The organism is Kushneria avicenniae (assembly GCF_900112585.1).
GTDB classification, from domain to species: Bacteria; Pseudomonadota; Gammaproteobacteria; order Pseudomonadales; family Halomonadaceae; genus Kushneria; species Kushneria avicenniae.
Genome location: NZ_FOLY01000001.1, coordinates 601,769 through 619,382 on the forward strand (window position 1 = coordinate 601,769; position 17,614 = coordinate 619,382).

At 60.2% G+C, this 17,614-nt stretch carries 22 protein-coding genes; 15 read left to right on the forward strand and 7 right to left on the reverse strand.

All coding sequences use genetic code 11. The features are described from left to right. Window positions 1-34: 34 nt before the first annotated feature. A complete protein-coding gene (locus tag BM079_RS02830) occupies window positions 35-1,012 on the reverse strand; it encodes an NADPH:quinone reductase (protein WP_090130572.1) in 978 nt (325 codons plus the stop codon). 197 nt (window positions 1,013-1,209) lie between these two features. On the opposite strand from BM079_RS02830, the gene BM079_RS02835 reads away from it, so the two are divergent. The 4 genes from BM079_RS02835 to BM079_RS02850 all read left to right on the forward strand — a co-directional run bounded on the left by BM079_RS02835 (window position 1,210) and on the right by BM079_RS02850 (window position 3,644). Beyond that, a complete protein-coding gene (locus BM079_RS02835) occupies window positions 1,210-1,578 on the forward strand; it encodes a CidA/LrgA family protein (RefSeq protein ID WP_090130574.1) in 369 nt (122 codons plus the stop codon). Window positions 1,579-1,601: 23 nt separating this feature from the next. Further along, window positions 1,602-2,291, forward strand: a complete 690-nt coding sequence (locus BM079_RS02840) for an LrgB family protein (RefSeq protein ID WP_175489568.1) — start codon at window positions 1,602-1,604, stop codon at window positions 2,289-2,291. Window positions 2,292-2,476: 185 nt separating this feature from the next. Beyond that, window positions 2,477-3,106 (forward strand): helix-turn-helix domain-containing protein, encoded by a 630-nt coding sequence (locus BM079_RS02845; protein WP_090130579.1) that lies wholly within the window; start codon window positions 2,477-2,479, stop codon window positions 3,104-3,106. 61 nt (window positions 3,107-3,167) lie between these two features. Continuing rightward, the gene (locus BM079_RS02850) at window positions 3,168-3,644 is read left to right on the forward strand and encodes a very short patch repair endonuclease (RefSeq protein WP_245742797.1); all 477 of its coding nucleotides are present in this window, start codon (window positions 3,168-3,170) and stop codon (window positions 3,642-3,644) included. A 28-nt stretch (window positions 3,645-3,672) separates the two neighbouring features. Here the strand turns inward: BM079_RS02850 and BM079_RS02855 are convergent, their stop codons facing one another. Beyond that, complete coding sequence (locus BM079_RS02855) at window positions 3,673-4,983, reverse strand: carbohydrate porin (protein WP_090130581.1); 1,311 nt, start codon at window positions 4,981-4,983, stop codon at window positions 3,673-3,675. A 237-nt stretch (window positions 4,984-5,220) separates the two neighbouring features. Here BM079_RS02855 and BM079_RS02860 point away from each other — a divergent pair, with 237 nt between their 5' ends. Next, window positions 5,221-5,685: a copper resistance protein NlpE N-terminal domain-containing protein gene (locus BM079_RS02860; protein WP_090130584.1), complete on the forward strand. Its 465-nt coding sequence runs from the start codon at window positions 5,221-5,223 to the stop codon at window positions 5,683-5,685. Window positions 5,686-5,709: 24 nt separating this feature from the next. Here the strand turns inward: BM079_RS02860 and BM079_RS02865 are convergent, their stop codons facing one another. Further along, window positions 5,710-5,904 (reverse strand): CsbD family protein, encoded by a 195-nt coding sequence (locus tag BM079_RS02865; protein ID WP_090130586.1) that lies wholly within the window; start codon window positions 5,902-5,904, stop codon window positions 5,710-5,712. A gap of 172 nt (window positions 5,905-6,076) precedes the next feature. Between BM079_RS02865 and BM079_RS02870 the strand changes: the two genes are divergently transcribed. From BM079_RS02870 to BM079_RS02885, 4 genes are all read left to right on the forward strand, one after another. Continuing rightward, window positions 6,077-6,391 carry a DUF6482 family protein gene (locus BM079_RS02870; RefSeq protein WP_090130588.1) on the forward strand — a complete coding sequence of 105 codons (315 nt, stop codon included), beginning with the start codon at window positions 6,077-6,079 and terminating at the stop codon, window positions 6,389-6,391. 126 nt (window positions 6,392-6,517) lie between these two features. After that, window positions 6,518-7,081, forward strand: coding sequence for a DUF1415 domain-containing protein (locus BM079_RS02875; protein ID WP_090130591.1), 564 nt, complete (start codon window positions 6,518-6,520; stop codon window positions 7,079-7,081). Window positions 7,082-7,151: 70 nt separating this feature from the next. Continuing rightward, on the forward strand, window positions 7,152-8,189 hold the full coding sequence (gene dusA, locus BM079_RS02880) for a tRNA dihydrouridine(20/20a) synthase DusA (RefSeq protein ID WP_090130593.1): 1,038 nt from the start codon (window positions 7,152-7,154) through the stop codon (window positions 8,187-8,189). Window positions 8,190-8,302: 113 nt separating this feature from the next. Further along, on the forward strand, window positions 8,303-9,280 hold the full coding sequence (locus BM079_RS02885) for an aldo/keto reductase (protein ID WP_090130595.1): 978 nt from the start codon (window positions 8,303-8,305) through the stop codon (window positions 9,278-9,280). A gap of 33 nt (window positions 9,281-9,313) precedes the next feature. Here BM079_RS02885 and BM079_RS02890 read toward each other — a convergent pair whose 3' ends face one another. Then, window positions 9,314-10,324, reverse strand: a complete 1,011-nt coding sequence (locus BM079_RS02890; protein ID WP_090130829.1) for a succinylglutamate desuccinylase/aspartoacylase family protein — start codon at window positions 10,322-10,324, stop codon at window positions 9,314-9,316. A 62-nt stretch (window positions 10,325-10,386) separates the two neighbouring features. Then, window positions 10,387-11,142 (reverse strand): CDP-alcohol phosphatidyltransferase family protein, encoded by a 756-nt coding sequence (locus BM079_RS02895; RefSeq protein ID WP_090130596.1) that lies wholly within the window; start codon window positions 11,140-11,142, stop codon window positions 10,387-10,389. Between the two features lie 289 nt (window positions 11,143-11,431). On the opposite strand from BM079_RS02895, the gene BM079_RS02900 reads away from it, so the two are divergent. Genes BM079_RS02900 through BM079_RS02920 form a run of 5 tightly spaced genes read left to right on the forward strand, consistent with a single transcriptional unit; the run spans window position 11,432 to window position 15,868 of the window. Continuing rightward, on the forward strand, window positions 11,432-12,412 hold the full coding sequence (locus tag BM079_RS02900; protein ID WP_090130597.1) for a zinc-dependent alcohol dehydrogenase: 981 nt from the start codon (window positions 11,432-11,434) through the stop codon (window positions 12,410-12,412). Between the two features lie 26 nt (window positions 12,413-12,438). Next, on the forward strand, window positions 12,439-12,837 hold the full coding sequence (locus BM079_RS02905) for a 6-pyruvoyl trahydropterin synthase family protein (protein ID WP_090130599.1): 399 nt from the start codon (window positions 12,439-12,441) through the stop codon (window positions 12,835-12,837). Then, entirely contained in the window at window positions 12,834-13,925 is a 1,092-nt protein-coding gene (locus tag BM079_RS02910) for a glycosyltransferase family 4 protein (RefSeq protein ID WP_090130602.1), read from the forward strand. Before BM079_RS02905 ends, BM079_RS02910 begins: the two co-directional genes overlap by 4 nt. A 15-nt stretch (window positions 13,926-13,940) precedes the next feature. Continuing rightward, entirely contained in the window at window positions 13,941-14,879 is a 939-nt protein-coding gene (locus BM079_RS02915) for a class I SAM-dependent methyltransferase (RefSeq protein ID WP_090130604.1), read from the forward strand. Beyond that, complete coding sequence (locus BM079_RS02920; RefSeq protein ID WP_090130605.1) at window positions 14,876-15,868, forward strand: lysylphosphatidylglycerol synthase transmembrane domain-containing protein; 993 nt, start codon at window positions 14,876-14,878, stop codon at window positions 15,866-15,868. Before BM079_RS02915 ends, BM079_RS02920 begins: the two co-directional genes overlap by 4 nt. A 29-nt stretch (window positions 15,869-15,897) precedes the next feature. On the opposite strand, the gene BM079_RS02925 is transcribed toward BM079_RS02920, so the two are convergent. Together BM079_RS02925 and BM079_RS02930 are read right to left on the reverse strand one after the other, a co-directional pair. Next, window positions 15,898-16,125 carry a hypothetical protein gene (locus tag BM079_RS02925; RefSeq protein ID WP_090130607.1) on the reverse strand — a complete coding sequence of 76 codons (228 nt, stop codon included), beginning with the start codon at window positions 16,123-16,125 and terminating at the stop codon, window positions 15,898-15,900. Window positions 16,126-16,203: 78 nt separating this feature from the next. Beyond that, window positions 16,204-17,073 (reverse strand): RibD family protein, encoded by an 870-nt coding sequence (locus BM079_RS02930; protein ID WP_090130609.1) that lies wholly within the window; start codon window positions 17,071-17,073, stop codon window positions 16,204-16,206. Window positions 17,074-17,446: 373 nt separating this feature from the next. Here BM079_RS02930 and BM079_RS16695 point away from each other — a divergent pair, with 373 nt between their 5' ends. Further along, complete coding sequence (locus BM079_RS16695) at window positions 17,447-17,590, forward strand: hypothetical protein (RefSeq protein WP_175489569.1); 144 nt, start codon at window positions 17,447-17,449, stop codon at window positions 17,588-17,590. Window positions 17,591-17,614 lie beyond the last annotated feature (24 nt).

Here is a 17,614-nt window from a genome sequence, read left to right on the forward strand (position 1 = left end):
GAGGGTACCAACAGCGCGAAGGGGCTTTTCTTCGTCAGGGGATCAAGATGGTCGAGCCTGATGTTCGGCGAGAGGCGAGATTGTCCTGCGCCTCGCCGGCCTCATCGAGGCGGAAGCGACAGCCAATGTTGATATGCACGCTACCATCGCTCATGACGCCGAAAAGTTCCTTGCTCATGGCCTCCAACCGTTCACGGGTATCGGCATAGCCGGCAAGGCCTGGACGCGTCACGAAAAGCGATCCCTTCTGGTTCAGGGTCGCCAGATTGACGCCTTCGACCGGTCCGGACGCATTGCCAAAGCTCACCATCAGGCCGCGGGGCGCGAGGCAGTCCAGCGACGTCTCCCAGGTATCGCGACCTACCGAGTCATAGACCACCGGGCACATCCGGCCATCAGTCAGTTCGCGAACACGCTCGACCACGTTCTCTTCGCGATAGTTGATGGTCGCCCAGGCACCGTTTTTACGGGCAAACTCTGCCTTTTCCGGCGTGGACACCGTGCCGATCAGACGCGCCCCAAGGCTTTTGGCCCACTGGCAGGCAATCAGTCCGACCCCGCCTGCGGCAGCATGGAACAAAAAGGTGTCGCCGCTTTTGATCGGATACACCTGACGCAGCAGATACTGAACGGTCAGCCCCTTCAACATGGCCGCTGCGGCCTGATCAAAACCGATGCTGTCCGGCAGCATGACCACCTTGTCAGCCGGCAGGGTATGGTGCGTGGCGTAGGCCCCCAGTGGGCCGGTGGCATAGACCACACGGTCTCCTTCCCTGAACGCCTTGACCTCCTCGCCCACGGCCTCGATGACACCGGCCGCTTCGGTGCCCAGACCGGAGGGCAGATCCCTGACCGGATAAAGCCCGGTGCGCACATAGATATCGATGAAGTTGAGACCGATGGCCCAATTGGTCACCCGCACCTCATGCGGTCCGAGCGCTGGAGGCTCGAACTCGCGTATCCTGAGCACTTCCGGCCCACCGGTTTCTGCGAACTCAATCCGTTTTGCCATGAACCGTTGCTCCCATTAAAGGATGTCGATAAAGAATTCATGTTCAGCAAGGGCGATATGCCAATCCTGAAAAGTTCTCACGATTTGTCACTGCATCCCCTTATATCATTAGCTTATCATGACCTGAAGACCAATCCGTCAGACCTTGAGCCGCCAGCCATCGCAGACGCCTCCATCTCGTTATTTCAGAGCTCATCATGTTGAAGGGATTCATGTGGCTGATGATCTTTCTGGTCATCGGCAATCTTTTACAGACCATGCTGGCACTGCCCGTGACAGGAAGTGTGCTGGGCATGCTGCTGCTTTTTGTAGTGCTCATTGTGCGTCGGCGCTCATCACGCTCGATGGCCACGGCCGCCAGCCATCTGATCCACTATTTCACCCTGTTGATCCTGCCAAGCGCCGCGGGGCTTTTCTTTCTGGGCACCACACTGACCGACAACTGGCTCAGGCTCCTGATTGCCATTGTGCTGGGCACGCTGATCAGCAGTGTGGTCACTCTTTTAACCATGCAGGCCATGGTGCGCTGGCAGCAGCGCCGTGATGAGACTTCAAACCGCTTATGACGCTTCAAACGCTTGCGCGAGAGATGATGACGACACCAGCGCTGGCCATTGTCATGACGCTGGCTGCCTACATGCTGTCGCTGTCCCTTTACCGATGGATGCGCTGCCCGAGCTGGGCACCGCCGATGCTGACCGGCAGCGTCATGCTGGCAGGTTTCATTGTGATGCTGCCTGTTGATTACGACAGCTATTATCTGGATGCCCACTGGCTGACACTGCTGCTGGGGCCGGCCACGGTCGGGCTGGCAGTTCCTCTTTATGAACAGTTCCAGCACATCAAGCAGCTGTTGATTCCGGTGACGGTGAGCCTGATCGTGGGGTCGATCACCGCCTGCGCAGCCACTCTGCTGATTGCCTGGGCGCTGGGTGTTTCACCGCCCATTCTCGCCTCGCTGGCCCCCAAGTCCATTACGACCCCCATTGCCATCGGTGTCTCGGAAGGCCTGGGCGGCTATCCCGGCCTGACCGCCGGAATTGTCACGGTCACCGGCATTTTCGCAGCCTCGATCATCCCGCCAATGGCAGCTCTGCTGCGCTGTCAGGACCCACGCGTCATGGGTCTGGCGCTGGGGCTCAACGGGCATGGTCTGGGGACGGCGCGAGGCTTTGGTATCGATGCTCAAACCGGTGCCTTTGCCAGCCTTGCCATGGCCCTTAACGGGGCACTAAGTGCCATTTTGCTGCCGCTACTCGCCGGTTGGCTGACCCATTGACGCTTTTTCAGCGTCTTCTCATGAAAACCATGGATGTCATCTTTTTTATTTTTACGGATAAACCTGCTAACACTAAAAAATTAAATTCATGATCCGTATTTCTATTCAAAAGGTGACAAACTGTTAAACATACTTAATGTTCGGATCGCTATGCTGGCTCGCTTATGAGACATGTGAGGCCACGCATGAACGAGTTGGGCGAGCGCATTCGTAAACTGCGAGAAGAGAGTGGATTGAGCAAGGCAGAGCTGGCCCGTCGCGTCGGTGTTTCAGATGTCACCATTTCCTACTGGGAAAATGGCACCATCAAACGTGTCGGGCATTCGCGTCTGGAACCGCTGGCAAAGGCACTGCGCTGCAGCATTGGACACCTTCTGGGCAATGCTCTCAGCGACTGCGGCAGCACCTCTGCAGTGCCGATGTCATTGCCGCTTTATCCGCTGACAACATCTCCCGAAACAGTCGGCATCGGTGCAGCACCGATGTCGCATTTTCCCATGGGCTTTATCGACAATCAGCTGATCAAAAAGGATGACTATTTGCTGACCCCGCAGCATCCCGGGCACTTTGATTTCTGCCCGCAGGGTACCCTGATGCTGGCGAGAAACTGCTCGCGTTTTGATGGTAACGGGCTCTACCTTGTCGAAAGAAATGATCGTCTGGGCATCAAGCGAATCGAGCAGGATTTCGACATGTTTTTGAACATTTTCGGCGAAATCGACGCTGCCGAACCCGAAGAACGCATGCATGGCGACGGTATAGTCTTCCATGCTGCCATTCCCGCCATCTGGTCCATGAAAGTCATGAACTTTTAATGCCATGCCACGGCCATGAACGCCTACACTGAGTGCCCTGACAGGTACGAAACGAGAGGTCATGGTCTTGGTCGATGTTGTTGACGCCGCAACGCGCTCACGCATGATGGCAGGCATTCAGGGCAAAAATACTCAGCCCGAGCTGCTGGTCAGGCGCTACCTTCATGCCTGCGGTTATCGATTCCGCCTGCATCGGCGCGATCTGCCGGGCACGCCCGATCTGACCCTGCCGCGTCATCGGTGTGTCATTTTCGTGCACGGCTGCTTCTGGCACCGTCACGAGGGCTGTTTTTATGCCACGTCACCGGCGACGCGCAAGCGTTTCTGGCAGGACAAGCTGGAAAACAACGTCAAGAGAGATCGTCGGCAGCTGGCGCAGCTCAATGAGATGGGCTGGCATGCCGTTATTGTCTGGGAGTGTGGGCTGCGCCACATGCCAGCGCAGCTTCACGAGATTCTGACACTGATCGAGCAGGGCTCCAACGTCGAAGAGTGGCCGCCACAGCCACCGCGAGTTCGCAGGGCGCCACCGTCGTAGCGCCCTGCTCAACTCGATCTGCCGGCCCCTAGAAGGTGGCCAGAACCGACAGGCCGGCAACCCAGGCATCATCGACGCTACTGTCGGTGCCCGGATGGCGCACGTACTGCAGATTGGGACGGAAGCCCAGCCACGGCGTGGCCTGCAGGGAGTAGTAGAGTTCGGCGCTATATTCCTCGCCCTGGTGCGGCACATAGCCTGTTGCCGATGATCCCCCCACAAGTGCTGCGTTGCCGGAACGCGACCAGGCATTGTAATCGTCGTTGACGTGAACATAGGCCAGGCCAAACCCGATCTCGTCCTGCTCGCGCCCGTCGAAGGGGCCGGTATAGGTCACACCGGCCGACAGGTAGCGATCAAAGGTGGCCGTATCGCCGTCGTTCCATGCCCCCATGCTGAACACGCCAAGCCCGCGGTCCCGATCATCCTCGTGGCGAGTCACCTGCTGGTCGATAACGTAATACAGGCCGTAACGGTGGCCCTTCTGATTATCCGAATTGGTGTCACGCGACGAATAGTCGTCGGCGTCGGCGCTGCTGTAGTAATACCCCAGCCGATAATGGCCCGGCAGCCCGTTGATCCCCTGGTCCGGCTCGAAGCCATACTCGACCGGAATCAGGGTACCGCTGGTGCCGCTGTGCTTCAGATCCAGCCCGTGGTCACGATCCAGATTGGCTTCATTGAGATTGAAAAACCCGATCTGAGCGTACTGCTCATCGGTGATGTTCCATTTGCCGACCAGCGCCCACTGCGAGATCGGCCAGTTGTACCAGATACCGCCGTTCTGGTTACCGGGCTCACCGCTGCCAAGATAGAGATTCTGGAAATTGCTGTCATAGACGGCGAAGTTATCGCCGACCGGTACTCGTCCGGCCTTGATCTCGAAGGTGTCATCCATGTAGGTCTGGCCGTACCACATCTGGGTGATACGGGTCACACTGCCACGGCCGTAAACCTCCTGAGTGGAAGAACCACCGGCACTATTCGGATTGTTGAGAACATCGTTGGTCAGGCTTTCGCCGTTCCGGTTGGTCAGCGTGAACTGAAACTGAGCGTCCGGAATGCCCATCAGCTGATCAAGATCGAAGTTGGCACCGGCCGTCCACTGATCGGCATAGCGTCCGGTACGCTTGTCGCGAAAGCCACCGTCGACGGAATAGGCCATCTCGGAAATGTATTCGAGGCGGAGAGTAACGCCCTGATCGGCCAGATCCGAACGCACACCACCCCAGTCACCGAACATGAAATCCCCGTCGGGATCGAACGCGCCCGCTGCCCAGCCCTGTGACGTTACGCCCATACTCATGAGCGCCAGCGTGCAACACAATCCCTTTTTCATGACGATCCCTTTGCAAAGTCATATTTAAATTAAGCTAAAGCAAAGAGATTCTCCCCCCACGCGTCGTTGACAACAATAGTCCCTGGACCATGGTCGACCTTTCCTGCCCCTTATCGGATGAACAAACGCCCGTGCGCCACAGCGACACGGACGAGCGGATCGTTTAGGCTTTGACCATGAAAAAGGGGCGCTAAAAAGCGACCACAACGATATTTTCAGAACCGCAAGGAGCGAACATTGAGACGTTTTAGCGCACTGGCGCTGACAGGCGCACTGCTGGGCTTTCTGATGGCGGGCTGTGATCAGGGCCATGATAGCGCCACCACCAGCTCCTCCCAGCGCAGCTCCGGCACCAATCAGATTTATGGCGGTGCCCTGCCGTGCGAGGATTGCGACAGCATGGAGACCGAGCTGGCGCTGAATTTCAGCACGGACAGCGCCGGCGGCGTTTATACCCTGACCGAGACCCCGCAGGGGGGCCCCAGCGACGGTGAAACACAACAGCGCAAGGGAAACTGGAAGGTCATCAGCGGTAATGCGGTACCCGGCGGGGGTACAGTTTACGTCCTGCACCCCGCACGCGGCGATGAAGAACACGAACCCGTTTACCTTCTGATGGAAAACAACACCACGCTGAAACTGGTAGACGACAGCTTTCAACCGCTGGATACCGGGCATGACGACGAGCTTCACAGGCTCTGAGCCCAGCAAGTGCCCGGCCGGGTCTCAGCGTCGGTCTCGAAAGATTTTCTCCGCCTGACGCTGAGCTTCTTCTTCGCCGAGTCCCTGCTCCTTTTCAAGCCTGGCGGCGAGCTGTTGAATTTCACCCTCATCGCTGAGCGTCTCATCGTCGCTGAGCGTACCCCAGGCCTCCTTGGCCATGCCCTTGAGTTCTTCCAGCGGCGGGCTCTTGTCACTCATGGCTGTATCTCCAGAACAGGGACGGAATGCGCTTATCATAGCGCCTGCACCCCCGTCGCGGTACTGCCTGAAAAGCCATCATGACAATTTTTAACCCCGGCACCTGCGAGCTTTTACAGCAGCCAGGCTACATTAATGCAGGTTATCGGCAACACAGGCCATGGAGAGGCAGATGAAACTCAACGAACTGACCGAAAAGGCGCACGCCCACAAGATCGACGAGATCGTCATCGAGTCGACAGAAGGAGATATCTTTACCCTGAATGTCACCAGCGAAGGCGATACCGACACGCTGCTCAATGAAGACGGCACGATTCTGACACCGCAATCCCTCAATGCGGCCAAGACCCTGCTGCGCGACATCGGCGGCATGGAAAACGTACCGCTTTACTTCAAACACAGCGTCACGCATGACGAAATGATGGGCTCCAGTGCCGAAAGCGCCGATGATCGCATGTCCATCACCCTTGAAGGCCAGGATCGCTGACGCCGGTTCCGATCGCATGCCCGGTGAGCAATACGTCACTGATGCTGTACACTGCGCCGCTCAGGGTTGATACGTTTTTCGGGGCCGACTTACTGTCGGCCCCTTTCATTGCAAAAAGAGCATACCGTGACGACACATCCACTGGAGGCCACCCGACGCTGGGTCAGGGACTGGGTCATGGCACACGACCTGTGTCCGTTTGCCGCCGCCGAATTCGAACGAGAGCGCATTCGCTATCGCCAGCTTGATGCCATGAATGACGAGGCCCTGCTCATGGCCGTCATCGAAGAGTGCGAGCACCTGGATCAGCAGCCGGACACCGAAACCACGCTGCTGGTACTGACGCCCGGCGCCGAGGATTTCTTCACCTTTCTGGACAAGCTCGACATGGCCGAGCGGCTCATGGTCAGCGAAGGCTATGAGGGCGTCTATCAGCTGGCAAGCTTTCATCCCGACTATCTGTTTGGCGACAGCCAGGCCACCCCCAACCAGGAAGACGCTGCGGATTACACCAACCGCTCCCCCTGGCCCCTTTTCCATCTACTGCGTGAAACCAGCCTTGAAGCGGCACTGGCGCGTTTTCACAATCCCGAGCGCATCCCGGAACGCAACCAGGCGCTGTTGAGAGGCCATGGTGCCCGGTGGTGTCGTGACGAGCTCGAGGCCATTGTTCAGGAAACATCCTCCTGATTGGGCCAATGCCCGCGCTGTGAGAAAATCCCTCATCCAGAACCGCCCCGCAAGCCGGAAAACATCTGTCATGTCTGCCACCACCTCTCTTCACGCCGCCGACCAGGCACGTCGTTTCTCTGTCGCCCCCATGATGGAATGGACGACAAGAGACCAGCGCGCTTTCGCACGAACCCTGACCAAACGGGCGCTGTTGTACACTGAAATGGTTACCACCGGCGCCATTTTGCACGGCACGCCACGCGAACGCTTTCTGGGCCATGACGCTCTGGAGTATCCGCTGGCACTGCAGCTGGGCGGCAGTGATCCGGCAGCGCTGGCCGAATGTGCTGTCATCGCCGAAAGCTGGGGCTATCAGGAGGTCAATCTGAACGTCGGCTGTCCGAGCGATCGAGTGCAGAACAACATGATCGGCGCCTGTCTGATGGGCCATCCAGAGCTGGTGGCTCGCTGCGTGGCGGCCATGCAGGCGGTGGTCACGATACCGGTGACGGTCAAGTGCCGTATTGGCATCGACGACCAGGACGAAGACGAGGATCTGGCGCGCTTTATCGATACCGTGGCCGCCGCCGGCTGCACCACCTTTACCGTTCATGCCCGCAAGGCCTGGCTCGAGGGGCTCTCCCCCAAACAGAACCGGGACGTGCCGCCACTGAACTACGCGCGGGTGCATCGACTCAAGACCGCTCATCCCGAGCTGCATATCGGCATCAACGGCGGGCTCAGGAGCATCGATGACTGCCAGCGCGAACTTGATCACGTCGATAGCGTCATGGTGGGACGCGAGGCCTATCAGAACCCCTGGCTGCTGGCCCATGTGGATCGCGACATCTTTGGCGAGGCCACCACGCCCCCGACACGACACGAGGCCATGCGGGCCTTTCGGCCCTACCTGATCTCGCGTCTTGAATCGGGCGTGCGACTCAATCACATCACGCGTCACCTCCTCGGGCTCTTTATCGGCTGCCGCGGCGGTCGACGCTTTCGTCGCTATCTGTCAGAGACCGCCCATCGACCGGACGCCGGTATCGACGTGTTTGATCAGGCCCTGACCCTGATAGATGACGTTGATGCCGCCCGCGAACTGCCCGCTCACCTGCCCGACTGACGTCCTGACCGGGCGCCGACAGCCCGGCAACATTGCCCTTTGCCCTGTACCGACCATACTTGACCCAGCGCCCGGACCGGGTCCGGGCAGGTCATCACCGTCAAGGAGACGTTATGCGTTTTGAACTGCCGGGGAGAATGGGACTGGGCACGGCGCCACTGGGCAACATGTATGAAGAAGTGCCCGATACGCGTGCCATCGAGACGCTGCGCACTGCATGGGAAGCCGGCATCCGCTATTTCGACACGGCGCCACAGTACGGCGCCGGGCTGTCCGAGATGCGTCTGGGCGAGGCGCTTGCCGATGAGTCTCGCAATACCTTTGTGGTCTCCACCAAGGTGGGCCGCATGATCCTTGATGAGCAGGAGACCAAACAGGGCATCTTTGCGCATGGCCGTACCAACAGGGTGGTGTACAACTATTCGGAGTCCGCCACCCTGCGCTCCATCGAAGACAGTCTCGAGCGTCTGAACATGGACCGCATCGATATCGCCTGGATCCATGACTGTGCCTCTGATGCCCATGGCGATCGCTGGGAAGAGGTACACGATCAGGCCATGAACGGCGCGGCACGCGCGCTGACACGGCTGCGAGAGGAAGGCGTGATTCGCGCCTGGGGACTGGGCGTCAATCGGGTAGAGGCCTGTACCCGCGCCCTTGAAAGGGCCGACCCTGACGGCTTTCTGCTCGCCGGGCGCTATTCACTGCTCGACCATGAAGGCGCCCTGGAAACCCTGCTGCCGGAATGCGATCGCCGCGGTGCACGGCTGGTGATCGGCGGAGCCTACAACTCGGGAATTCTGGCCGGCGGCGATCACTATGACTACAGGCAGGCTTCTGAAGAGATGCGTGAGCGTACCCGAAAACTTCGCGATATCTGTGAACGCTTCGGGATCGATGTCCGCGCCGTGGCCCTGCAGTTCAGCGCCGCGCCGCGCGCCGTGGCTTCCGTCATTCCGGGGACGACCCGACCCGAGCGCATTGCCGAAAACCAGGCCCTGATGGCTACTGCCATTCCCGGTGCGCTGTGGCAGGCACTCTGGGATGAAGGACTGGTTTCCATGGATGCGCCCATCCCCGCCGCTGTCTGACAGCGGCGGATACACCGCCCTGACGTGGAAGCGTCAGGGCTCGGCGCGCGCCTGCCATGCCTCCACGGCATGTTCGGCGTCCTCGAGCTCGTGAAAACGGGCAATATGGAAAACCGCCTCCCCTTCATTGACCAGCGGCAGGTTGCTCATGCCGATCACGATGCCGTCGCTGGAAGCCAGCACGTCTCCTTCTTCATTGCCGAAGGGACCGGCCACAATGCCCAGTCGCTCGCCCTTGACGACCCGCGCGCCCAGCCTGACCCGCGGTCGCAACACGCCGTCGATCGGCGCACGCGCCCAGCTCGAACTACGGGCTACCTCGGAGGCCGGCACCCTACTACCACGACCGAGCGGCAGCATGTCCAGCAATCGCATCACCCTCAGCACGCCGCGCACGCCGGCACTGATGGCCCATTCGTCAAAACGCAGCGCCTCCCCGGCTTCATAGGTCAGCACCGGAATGCCGCGCCGCTCGGCGTACTCCCGCAGGCTGCCACCGCGCAGCTCGGCATTGAGAATGACGGGCGCGCCAAAGGCATCCGCCATGGCGCGGGTCTGCTCATTGCGCTCAAGCTGGGCGCGAATCTGTGGCAGATTGGTACGATGAATGGCACCGGTATGCAGATCCAGAATATGGGTGGCCAGATCCACCACCTGCTCGCGAAAGAGTGCCGCAATACGCGAGCCCAGCGATCCCGACTCGCTGCCCGGAAAGCAGCGGTTCAGATCGCGCCGGTCCGGCAGATAGCGGCTGTGCTGTACAAAGCCGAACACGTTGACGATCGGCACGGCAATCAGGGTACCTCGCAGCCGTGACAGCGAGCTGGTCCTGAGAACGCGCCGGACGATTTCCACGCCGTTGATCTCATCGCCATGGATGGCACCACATACCAGCATGATGGGCCCCGCCCGGCGGCCGTGCACAACCTCGACCGGAATATTGAGTGGCGTATGGGTATAAAGACGTGCCACCGGAACATCAATCTGGCGGCGCTGACCGGGAAGAACGGTCTCCCCGGCCAGAACAAAAGCATCACGGGCCATGGAAATACTCATCAGGGCGTTTCATGAAAGGTAGTCGCAACCACAGCCCTTTATCGGCCGGGCTACCCGGAAATGCAGTCCCCACGGCCGGCGCGCTGATGCAGTCGGACAACATCAATGGCAAAGGAGGTTGTCAGAAGCACCAGCGCCAGGGCCAGCAACAGGTTCGACCAGGGCGGCATCATCCAGGGCATCAGACAGACCATGAGGGTACTGACCTGCCAGACGCAGATGGTCTTGCGGCGATAGCTGATCGGCAGCTCGCCATCGAGCCATGACCAGCACCAGGCGGCGCCCACGAACAGATAGCGCATCGCCCCGATGGCCATGATCCAGACGCCGGCCTTGTCCTGAATCACCAGCATCAGACACAGCATCAGGATAAAAAAGGCATCCAGCTCCATGTCCAGCCGCGCCCCGAAACGGCTCTCGCAGTGCATCCGCCGCGCCACGAAACCGTCCACACCATCCAGTGCCAGCGCCGTCAGGGCCAAAGCAAACACCAGAAAATGATGCTCATTGATAAAATCGGTCAGCGGGATCATGGCCGTCAGCAGTACGATCAGCACCGCTCGCGTCAACGTCACGCGATTGGCCCAGCCAAGGCGCTGCCGGCTCGCCGGCCACCCATATACCATGGCAGCGATCAGCGCCAGATACACCCCACCGGCCACGGGATAAAGCAGGACCGGCGCCTCATGGACAAGGTGCAAAAGCGCCGCCAGCAGCATCAGAGCGGTAAATCCGACCAGGAATTCTCCCAGCACGCCGGGAGCAGGCCATGCAAACTGACGTATGGCGATCCGCTGTCCACTCATGTCAGGACCTCCATTGCCCCGGCAGATCTCCCTGCCCTGTCACGCACGGTGCCCCCGGAGAGAACACACCATATTCATCGGTATATCATCATATGGCAGGAATGCCGAACGCCATCATGATAATCCATGCTATTAATATAGCGGTTGTTTACCGCCTGTGGCATTGCGACGTGGGTCGTAACAATCGGGGGCAAGTCTTTGGTACCACAGCGAATCCATCGACAGGGTCTATACTTTGCTACGCCCTCGCTGGCACCGCATCACCCTTTCAATACGTACAGGGGCATCAATGAGTCCGGACACCACTGCCCGCGCCTTCTGGGTCGAAACACCCGGACAGGGAAGCATTCGAACCCGGCCGCTTGCCACACCCGGCCCCGATGAGGTCAGGGTACGTGCCTGCTTCAGCGCCATCAGCCGGGGAACCGAAACCCTGGTGTTTCATGGGAGAGTTCCCGAAAGCGAACATGCCCGCATGCGCGCGCCCTTTCAGGAGGGCACGTTTCCAGCCCCGGTCAAATACGGCTATTCAAGCGTTGGCGTCGTTGAAGAAGGCCCGGAGGCACTCAGGGGCCGCTACGTGTTCTGCCTGCACCCGCATCAGGATCACTACATTGTTCCGGTCTCAATGGTCACACCGCTGCCCGAAGCGCTGCCGCCCGAACGCGCCGTGCTCGCCGCCAACATGGAAACGGCGCTCAACGGTCTCTGGGACGCTGCACCACGGATCGGTGATCGCGTTGCCGTAATCGGCGCCGGCGTGGTGGGGTCACTCATGGCCTGGCTGTGCCGCAATATCCCCGGCACCCGAGTCGAGCTGATTGATATCGATCCGTCGCGGCATGCCCTGGCACAGGCACTGGGCATCGACTTTTCCACGCCATCCCGGGCCCGGGGTGAATGCGACCTGGTCATTCATGCCAGTGGCAGCGAAGGCGGACTTCAACAGGCCCTGTCGCTTGCCGGCCAAGAAGCCACCATCATCGAAATGAGCTGGTTCGGCAAGCAGTCCATCACCCTGCCGCTGGGAGAAGCCTTTCACTCGCGCCGGCTGACGCTGCGCGCAAGCCAGGTCGGTACGGTCTCGCCATCCCGCGCGGCGCGACGTACCCATGCCGAGCGCATGGCGCAGGCGCTGTCGCTGCTGGAAGATGACCGGCTGGACGCCCTGATCGATGCCGAGACACCCTTTGACGCGCTGCCCGAGACCATGGCGCGCGTGACCACCGAATCCGGCACCCTGTGTCACCGTATTCGTTATACCTCCTGATTCACTGACCTTTCCGGAGTTCTGCCATGTACAGTCTTACCGTTCGCGATCACGTCATGATCGCCCACAGCTTCAACGGCCAGATCTTCGGCCCGGCCCAGAAGCTGCACGGCGCCACCTACATCGTGGACGTCACCTTCAAGCGGCCGGAACTTGATCAGGACGACCTGATCGTCGATATCGGCCTGGCCAGCCAGACGCTGTCGGACGTGCTGAGCGATATCAACATGCAAAACCTTGACGAGATCGAAGAGTTCAAGGGACGCAACACCACCACCGAATTCATGGCGCGGGTCATCTTTGATCGCATGGCTGCCTCGATCGAAGCCGATCAGCTGGGCGATACCGGCAAGGGGCTGACGGCGCTGAGCGTGACCCTGCACGAATCCCACATTGCCTGGGCCAGCTACGAAGGGTCGCTATGAGCATCGAGCGCTGCGTACGCCGCCTGACGCTGATCGTTGCCGGGCGGCCGGACCAGCTGACCGGCGGCTATATCTACGATCGGCGCATTGTCGAAGCACTGCGCAATATCGACATTCATGTCGAGGTCATCGGCCTGGACGGACGCTTCCCGTGGCCGGATGACATTGCCCGTGAGTCGCTGCAGCGCGCGCTGGGCGGCTGCACCGATCGCAGTCTGGTGGTCGTTGACGGTCTGGCCGCCAGCGCCATGCCCGACGTGCTGGCGGTGCACGCCCATCGTCTGACGCTGGTGGCCCTGATTCACCACCCGCTGGGCGATGAAACCGGCCTTGATGACGACCAGCGCCGGACGCTGCTGGAACTGGAGTGTCAGGCGCTGCAGTCGGCTGCCGGCATTATCGTCACCAGCGCCTTTACCCGTCGCCGACTGATCGAGCTGGGTGTGGACGATAATCGCATCAGCGTGATCGAGCCCGGCATTACCCCGGTGCCGGTGGCACCGGTCGACAATGACGTGCCGCGTCTTCTGTGTATTGCCACCCTGATTCCGCGCAAGGGCCAGCATCTGCTGCTCGAGGCACTGGCCGATCTCAAATCACATGACTGGCACTGTGACCTGGTCGGCGATGACACGCGCGACGAGCGCTATACCGAGCGGCTTCGCGATCTGATCATCGAGCATCAGCTTGAGCAGCGCGTCACGCTTCACGGCGCACTACCGCCGGAGGCGCTGGAAGCACACTGGCAGCAGAGCGACCTGTTTGTCCTGCCCTCTTTCTATGAAGGTTACGGCATGGTCATCACAGAGGCGCTGGCACACGGCCTGCCGGTGGTCACGACCACTGGCGGCGCTCTGGCTGACACGCTGCCTGCCAGTGCCGGTCTTCACGTGCCGCCTGATGACGTCTCAGCCCTGCGTGAAGCGCTGCGCACGCTGCTGTTTGATGATACCGGCACGCACAGTGCGCAGTATCAGACCCTGCGACAGGGGGCACTCAAGGCTCGCGAAACCCTCAACGACTGGCCACGTGCCGCCGGCGCCTTTTTGGACTGCCTGAATCGACTGCACGCCAGCGCGGCGTCCTGACCGGAGCCCTTGCCGATGCGCACACCGTCTCACAACGACATGCCTCACAGGGACATGCCTCACAGCGATATGGCCACACACAGTGATTTCAGCGCGTCGTGGCTGGCGCTGCGTGAGGCAGCTGATCATCGTGCCCGCGACGACCAGCAGCTACTGATCAACACCTGTCGAGACTGGCTGGCCTCGCGTCCGCACCAGAGCGATCTACAGCTGCTGGACCTGGGCTGTGGCAGCGGCAGCAATCTGCGCTATCTCGCCTCTCGCCTGCCGCCACGTCAGCACTGGATCCTGATCGACCAGGACCCGGACCTGCTGGCACACGCCCGCGACGATGGTCGCCCTCCTCATGGAAACATCATCGATATCGACTGTCGGACGCGCAATCTGTTCGATCTGGATCAAGCCTTGCCGCACCATGTGCTGGCAGACACCGATATCGTGACCGCCTCGGCCCTGCTGGATCTGGTTTCAAAACCGTGGCTCGAGACATTGATCAAACGATGTGCCTCTCATCAATGCGTACTCTGGCTGGCCATGAGCATCGATGGCGATAACGTCCTGATCGATCGCAAGGACCGCAGCGTCGATGCTGATCTACTGGCAATGGACCAACGAGTGCAGCAGTTGATTCGCGCCCATCAACAGCGAGACAAGGGCTTCAATGGCGCACTGGGCACGCAGGCGCCAACGGTGGCCGCTGACCTGCTCACGCAGGCCGGCTACCGGGTCATCAAGACCCGTTCGCTCTGGCGGCTCGATGGCTCTGATCCCGACCAGGCGCTTTTGGCAAGGGCGCTCGTTCAGGGCTGGCTGGAGGCGGCGCTGGAGCAGTCCCCCGAAGAGCGTGAGGCCCTGATGACGTGGCACGAAAACCGTCAGCGCGATATCGCCGATGGCCGTCTGACCATCACCGTGGGACATACCGATCTGTTCGCCGTGCCCGGGGTGTCATGAGTACTGACGGCGCTCAAAGCACAGCCGGCCGCCGGCGAGGCTGTCATCGCCTGCTGAACACCACGCTGGCGCGCTGGACGCTGGCCCTGCTCATGCTGGGCGGCGTTGCCTGGCTGGTGGATTCCGGCGATCTGCTGGCTCGACTGAGCGATCTTTCTCCAGCATGGCTGATGCTGGCACTGCTGATCTCGGTGCCGCAGATCATGCTGTCCGCCTGGCGGTGGCGCCTGACCGCGCGTCACATCGGGCTCACGCTCCCCCTGCCGACTGCCATCCGCGAATACTATCTATCAACCTTTCTCAATCAGATACTGCCGGGCGGGGTCACGGGGGATCTGGGACGGGCCTGGCGCCATGGCGCTCGGGGCGCCACCCACGGCGCGGCGCTGCGAGCGGTCATTATCGAACGTGCCTCGGGGCAGGTCGCACTCCTGATGGTCGCCATCGCCACACTGCTGCTGTTTACCCCGCTTCGTGAAGGGGTCATCGCGCATGTTTCCCGGGCCAACGCCGTACTGCATGACCACACCGATATCCCTCATGCGCTGATCTACGTGGGAATACTTGTAATACTGGCGATCGGAACAGGTATCTGTCGGCACTCGCCACGATGGCTGAGCGCCCTGCGATGGGATCTGCGACGCGGCCTCTGGAATCAAAGGCTGTGGCTGCGCCAGCTGACAAGCTCGCTGGCCATCGTGTTGAGCTACGTACTGGTATTTGTCTGCTGCACCAGAGCACTTGGGGAGACGCTATCAGTCACTGCCGTCATGGCGCTGACACCACCGGTGCTGATGGCAATGGCCATCCCGCTCTCGGTAGCAGGCTGGGGGATCAGGGAGAGCGCAGCGGCGCTGATCTGGATGCTGGCCGGTCTTCCCGCCCAGCAGGGCGTGGCCATTTCGATGACCTACGGGGCCATCATACTGCTGTCGAGTCTACCGGGTGCCGTCGTCATGCTGATGGGGCGGCACACACGGTCAGGGTAAGCTTTCGACCGGGCGGGTCTGCGTCAACTTCAGGGCAGCATGTTGACAATACCGCTGTCTTCCTTGCCCTCCGGCTCGCTGGTGTCATCAGCACCGGCCTGCTCATCGCCGGGCATCTCGCGGGCCATCACGCCATTGGCGGCATCCTTTTGAAGATTCCACTGCTGCTCGTGTTTTGCCTGATTCATGGTCAGCCAGATACCTGACGCGACCAGCGACAAACCAAACAGCAGCGATACCAACCCTTTCACACTCATTTTCAGGCTCCGTTCAATGGCGGGGGGACTTTAGCATTTTCCCAGAGAATTAGTCATTGAAGACGCCAAAAAGAACGGTTAATTAATGCCTTTTTCCGCAGAAGTTGTAAATTCAAGATCAAAAAGAACATCATCTCCCAGCGTAAAGTGACGTGCTGGCGGGCGCATGGCCTGATTCAGAGTCTCGATCACCGGCAGTGTCAGCGACGCCCGACCCGACCCGATGATCATGGGGGTTACCGTCATGTGCAGACGATCCAGACAGCCCCGTTGCAAGAACCGCGAAACGGTCATGCCGCCGCCCTCCACCAGAACGCGGGGCAGGCCCCGACGCCTTAGCAGATCGATCACCGCCCCGGGGTCAACGCCCTCGTCACCGACATCAAGCCCGAGCACATCAACGTCATGTCCGTGCTTCGCGTGGCAGGCCTGCCAGCACGCCACGTGCTCATGCCCCACCAGATGCAGGGTCGCGGCGCTGTCATCTTCAAACACGAACCGGTGTTCGGGCATGCGGCCCCGCGGATCAAGCACGACACGTACCGGATGCTTCCCCGTGACGTGACGCACGGTCAATCGTGGATCATCGGTGACCACGGTGCCTGCGCCGACCAGTACGGCATCCACCACGGCCCGCAGTGCGTGCAGATGAACCAGCCCCTCCTGTCCCGTCACGTAATAGGATGCGCCGCACTGAGTGGCGATACGCCCGTCCAGACTCTGTCCCAGCTGCGCCATGACCAGCGGTGTCGTGCGCGCCACCAGTGGCAGCATGATGTCCAGAAGCTGCGCTGCGGCCTCGTCGATGGCACCGCTACAGTGCCACGTCCCGCCGGCCGTTATTGACATCGTGTCGTACTGACAGGTCTGTCCGACCTGCCAGTCGAATCGACGGGCGCGCAGGACAAGCTCCCAGGCCTGCATTCTGGAAAGAGGCGTCGCTGCCATGAATGATGGTTCCCCTGCTGCGTTGCTGATCCGGCCCGTCATGGAAAGCTCCACTCCCTGACGTTACATGCGACCGCGTCGTGTCTTTATAAGCAATAATTTGTACAAGTTTTTTTGAAACATGGCGTTTCGACAGAAACCGGCCGTTCAACAACCTGTTGCGGCCATAATCCACCAGCGACGGGCTGTTAAGGAACAGTGCTCTCAAATTACGAGCGTTTTGATTGTGAAAATTCATGGATTTTGGCTGGCGAGCCCACCCGCCCTGTACCAATACTGTACAACAAATCGATCCATCGCATGGCGGCATGATCTGCACCATTCGGGCCATCGCCACCAGCACATGTCGATCATCCAGACAGGAGATATTGTCATGTCAGCAAGCGACTATCTGCGCGTTCACAACACACGACTGGCCGATATGGAAGCACTGCCCAGAGAGCTGCTCTGTCGCTATCTGGCCACCTGCCCGGCCGTGGTTCGCCAACAGCTTTTGACCCGTCTTTGCCAGCACTGAGCACGTTTCTGCCGACCCTCGGAA